The sequence below is a fragment of the Demequina sp. genome, from assembly GCF_024642165.1.
GTDB lineage: Bacteria > Actinomycetota > Actinomycetes > Actinomycetales > Demequinaceae > Demequina.
The window spans coordinates 1-4515 of record NZ_JAHEBP010000147.1 but is presented as its reverse complement, the minus strand read 5'-3'; the positions used below and the strand labels follow the sequence as shown (position 1 = coordinate 4515).

Here is a 4515-nt window from a genome sequence, read left to right as displayed (position 1 = left end):
TGGGTGAGCACCAGCGAGTGGTCCGCGTCCGGGATCACCGCGTCCTGCGAGTGGGGGAGCCATTCGCGCAGCTCGCAGAGCTCCTCCGCGAACCATCGGTTGCTCAGCGTGCCGCTCACCAGCAGCACGGGCGCCGCAATCCGCTCCGCATCGGCCCGCGCGAAGTTCCACGACATCAGCGCGGGCAGGTCCGCGGTGAAGAACGTCGCCGCGTCCCGCTCCACATCCGCGACGCTGCCCGGGATCAGCCGCTCGAGGTCAAGCCGCCAACCGCGATCCATGAGCCGCCACAGGTAGCGATCCGCCGCCGGCCACGCGCCGATCGCCTGGTACTCGGCGAGCAGCTCCGCGTTGGCGGTGCGGTATTCGCCGCTGCACGAGGCCTGCAGCGGCGGCGGGTCGATGAGGCACAGGTGATCGACGCGCCCCGGGGACTCGGCTGCGGTCTCGAGCGCCACGGCGGCGCTGTGCGCGAAGCCCACGAGCGCCGCATGCTCGATGCCCAGCGCATCCATGAGCGCCAGGCAGTCGCCCGCGTCACGCTCCAGGGAGCCCGGCGACCCGACCGGGCCGCTGCCGCCGTAGCCCCGGCGCCGGTACGCGATCACCCGGCGCCCCTGCGCCAGCACGGGCTCGCGCGCCAACGGCAACAGCCGGTCCGCAACCAGCCCGGTGCCCACCAGGATCACCGCGGGGCCCCAGCCGTGCTCGTGCACATCGAAGGCGGACTCGCCCGTCTCGACGGTCCGCCAACGCTCGCCCCCCGGCACCGTGATCACACCTTCCGCGGCACCTTGCCCGTCACCTGCAGCAACCTGCACATGACACGATGCGCGCCGTCAGACGTCGCGCCGAACATCAGCGGGCACCCGCCCGCAATCACCCGCAGGCCGTTGTCGCGGCCCCACGCGGCCGCGGCATCGTCCACGCTGCCGGGACCGAACGCACGGTGCATCCAGACATCGCTGATGCCGAGCGACGCGGCCTCCTTGACGGTTCCCATCGCGTGGTCCGCCCGGGTGCCGATGACCACGGCCTCGACACCGCCGGGCACCGAGGCGAGGTCCGGGTAGCAGGGGTCGCCCTCGACCGTCGAGGCCTGCGGGTTGATTGCCGCCACCTCGTATCCGCGCTCGCGAAGGCGCTGGTAGACGGTGTTGGAGCCGTGACCGGCGGGATCGCGGGACACCCCGGTGACGGCGATCCTGCGGTGCGAGAGGAACTCCTCCGCGGCCTCGTGAATGGCGGTCATGATCCGCTCCTTCGGGTCGATGACGGGGACCCGACTCCATCGTCCCGCCGTCCCCGCCTCGGGACAAACGCAACGGACCCCCACAAGTGGGGGCTTGTCCGCGACCAGCGCCGCCGCGAGGCTGGCAGCAGTCATCTCGCACACCACGGAGAGAGCCTTGTCCGCCACCACCCGAGCCGTCGCCGGCCTCACCGCCGTCACGGCCTTCGCGATCGCCTTCGCCACCTGGGCCGCATGGATCCTGCAGGACGTCCCGCTGTTCGGCGGCGGGCGCTACGTGCTGCTGATGGCGCTCGGCGTCATCTTCCCGCTGTACTGCTACGCGCTCTACCGGATCGTGCATCGCGCCGTGCGCCCTCGCAGGCACGAGCGCCGTGACGACGCCCTCGCGGGCTCCCGCTGAGCCGAGCACAGTTGCGCCCGAGTGCCACTGCGGCTCACCATGGGCAGGTGAGCTCCAAACGCACCCGGTTCGCGACGGCTCGGGCCCGCCCCGCCGTCGACGCGTTGCGCGCGCGGCCGGCCTGCGAGGTGCTCATCATCGGCGGCGGCATCAACGGGCTGGCCACGTTCCGCGACCTCGCGCTGCACGGCGTGGACGTGGTGCTGATCGACCGCGGCGACCTCGCCGCCGAGACGTCCGCGGCATCGTCCCGCATGGTGCACGGCGGGCTGCGCTATCTCGAGCACGGCGAGTTCCGGCTGGTCCGCGAGGCGGTCGCCGAGCGCAACGACCTGCTCGCCACCGCGCCCCACTATGTGCGCCCGCTCGCCACCACGATCCCGCTGCGCACCACCTGGACCGGCGTGGCCGGGGCGCCCCTGCGCTTCCTCACGGGGCACGGACCCGCGCACCGGCGTGCCCGCGGCGCCGTGCTGGTCGAGATGGGCCTGCGGCTCTACGACTCGTACTCGCGTGCCGGCCGTGCGGCGGACGGCACGGGCGTGCCCCGCCACCGGTACGCCGGACGCGCCCAGACCTTCGACGAGCTTCCCGACCTCCACCCCGACACCACGTCCACCGCCACGTACTTCGACGCCGGCGTGCGCGCCCCCGAGCGGCTCGGCCTGGAGCTGGCGCTCGACGCCGTCGCGGCACACCCGCGCGCCCGCGTGGCGACCTACGTCGAGGCGGTGGGCGTCGACGGCGGCGGCGTGGAGGTGAGCGACGTGCTCACCGGCGAGCGCATCGTCCTCACGCCCCAACTGGTGGTCAACGCCTCGGGCCCGTGGACGGACCTCACCAACGCCGCCCTGGGGGACGCCACGGAGTTCATGGGCGGCACCAAGGGCAGCCACATCGTGGTCGACAACCCCGCCCTGCTGGCCGCCACCCGCGGCCGCGAGATCTTCTTCGAGAACGACGACGGCCGCATCGTCCTGGTCTACCCGCAGCACGGCCGCGTGATCTTGGGCACCACAGACGTCCCCGCGGACCCCCGCGAGCCCGCGCGCTGCACGGACCAGGAGGTCGACTACTTCATCGAGCTGGCCGCGCACGTGTTCCCGGAGATCCCCGTCACACCCGAGCAGATCGTCTACCGCTACGCGGGGATCCGCCCCCTCCCGCGCAGCAGCGGCGAGGACCCGGGCGCCATCCCCCGCGACTACCGGCTCGAGAGCGGCGTGCTGCCGGGCACCCAGGTCCCGCTCGTGAGCATCGTGGGCGGAAAGTGGACCACGTTCCGGGCGCTCGGCGAGCAGGTGGCCGATGCGGTGCTGAGCCGGCTGGGTCGCGTCCGGGTGGTGTCGACGCGCGGCGTCGCGATCGGCGGGGGCGCGGGATTCCCGGTGGACGATGCGCGGGACGACTGGGCCGCGTCTCGGCTGCCTGGAACATCGCGCGAGCGGGCTGGCGTGCTCCTGGACCGGTACGGGACGCGCGCCGTGGGTGTCGCTGCCGCCGAGCGTGAGAAGGGGTCGCCGTGGGAGCGGATGCTGGGCGCGGCGCCCGGCTCGGGGTTGCGGGACGCGGCTGATTACTCGCGCGGCGAGATCGCGTGGATCGCGCGCAACGAGCTGGTGGAGCGGCTCGCGGACGTGGTGCTGCGACGCACCACCCTCGCGTTCGAGGGCCGGGTCACCGAGCCGATGCTCGAGGACCTCGCGGAGGTGGTGGGTGAGGCGCGCGGCTGGTCGCGCGCGCACCGGCGCGAGGAGGTCGAGGCGGTGCGGTCCGAGTTGCTCGACGCGCACGGCGTGGAGCTGGGCCGGCGACGCGAGTGGCTGCCCGCGCTGGGGCGGCGGTAGGCGGGGCGACGCAGTCGGGCCGCGTTCGGCCCGGCCCTAGACGTCGACCGAGTCCCGGAGCGCGTCCCAACCGGCGCCGGTCAGCTCGACCACCAGCCACCGGTCCGCGTCCGGATGGACGTCGCCCACGGCGATGAGGCCCTCGCGCTCGAGCCAGCCGAGCGCCCGCCCGTCGGTGCGCCGATTCCGCCCGCTGGTCTGGTTCCACGCCATGGCGCCCGGCCTGCCCGTGAGACGCGCGATGCGTCCCGCGGCCACCTCGAGCAGTGCCACCTGTCGATTCTCCGTGAGCTCCATGGGTCTCCCTCCCCGCCTTCATGGAAGCACGAGCGGCGGAGAGATCCGCGGAGGAGGCGCGCGGTGCCCCGCAGAACCTGTGGCGCGGCGACGGCGGGTTGGGGCCCTCGCGGGCCCTCGCGGGTCCTCGCAGGTCCTCCCGGGCGGACCTGCGAGGAAGCGGGTAGCGTGCGAAGCACCAGGCAAAGGGGTCTGCATGACGCGCTTCGTGATGGCGATAGACCAGGGCACCACGTCCACGCGTGCCATCGTGTTCGACCGCGCGGGATCGATCGTGTCCGTGGGGCAGATGGAGCATCGGCAGATCCTGCCGCGCGCCGGCTGGGTCGAGCACGATCCGCAGGAGATCTGGGTCAACACCCGGCTGGTGATCGGCCAGGCGTTGTCGAAGGCGGACATCACCCGGCTGGACCTCGCGGCGGTGGGCATCACCAACCAGCGCGAGACCACCATCGTGTGGGACCGACGCACCGGCGAGCCCGTCTACAACGCGATCGTGTGGCACGACACGCGCACCCAGGACACGGTTGATGCGCTCGCCGACGAGGGCGGCGTGGACCGGTTCCGCGACGCCACCGGGCTGCCGCTGGCGACCTACTTCAGCGCCACCAAGCTCGAGTGGATCCTCGACCACGTCCCCGGCGCGCGCGAGGATGCGGAGGCCGGGCACCTTGCGTTCGGCACCCCCGACTCCTGGCTGGTGTGGAAGCTCACGG

General features: G+C 73.1%; 6 protein-coding genes. 3 read left to right on the top strand and 3 right to left on the bottom strand.

Going from position 1 to position 4515, the window contains the following annotated elements:
• A partial coding sequence (locus Q0L54_RS10585; RefSeq protein ID WP_296667939.1) for an alpha/beta hydrolase occupies positions 1 to 779 on the bottom strand: 779 nt, incomplete at its 3' end.
• On the bottom strand, positions 776 to 1252 hold the full coding sequence (locus Q0L54_RS10580; protein ID WP_296667938.1) for a CoA-binding protein: 477 nt from the start codon (positions 1250 to 1252) through the stop codon (positions 776 to 778). The genes Q0L54_RS10580 and Q0L54_RS10585, both read right to left, overlap by 4 nt.
• A gap of 157 nt (positions 1253 to 1409) precedes the next feature.
• Here Q0L54_RS10580 and Q0L54_RS10575 point away from each other — a divergent pair, with 157 nt between their 5' ends.
• On the top strand, positions 1410 to 1655 hold the full coding sequence (locus Q0L54_RS10575) for a hypothetical protein (protein WP_296667936.1): 246 nt from the start codon (positions 1410 to 1412) through the stop codon (positions 1653 to 1655).
• A gap of 47 nt (positions 1656 to 1702) precedes the next feature.
• Positions 1703 to 3502: a glycerol-3-phosphate dehydrogenase/oxidase gene (locus tag Q0L54_RS10570; RefSeq protein ID WP_296667934.1), complete on the top strand. Its 1800-nt coding sequence runs from the start codon at positions 1703 to 1705 to the stop codon at positions 3500 to 3502.
• A 36-nt stretch (positions 3503 to 3538) separates the two neighbouring features.
• Here Q0L54_RS10570 and Q0L54_RS10565 read toward each other — a convergent pair whose 3' ends face one another.
• Positions 3539 to 3799, bottom strand: coding sequence for a hypothetical protein (locus Q0L54_RS10565; RefSeq protein WP_296667933.1), 261 nt, complete (start codon positions 3797 to 3799; stop codon positions 3539 to 3541).
• Between the two features lie 196 nt (positions 3800 to 3995).
• Between Q0L54_RS10565 and Q0L54_RS10560 the strand changes: the two genes are divergently transcribed.
• A partial coding sequence (locus tag Q0L54_RS10560; RefSeq protein ID WP_296667932.1) for an FGGY family carbohydrate kinase occupies positions 3996 to 4515 on the top strand: 520 nt, incomplete at its 3' end.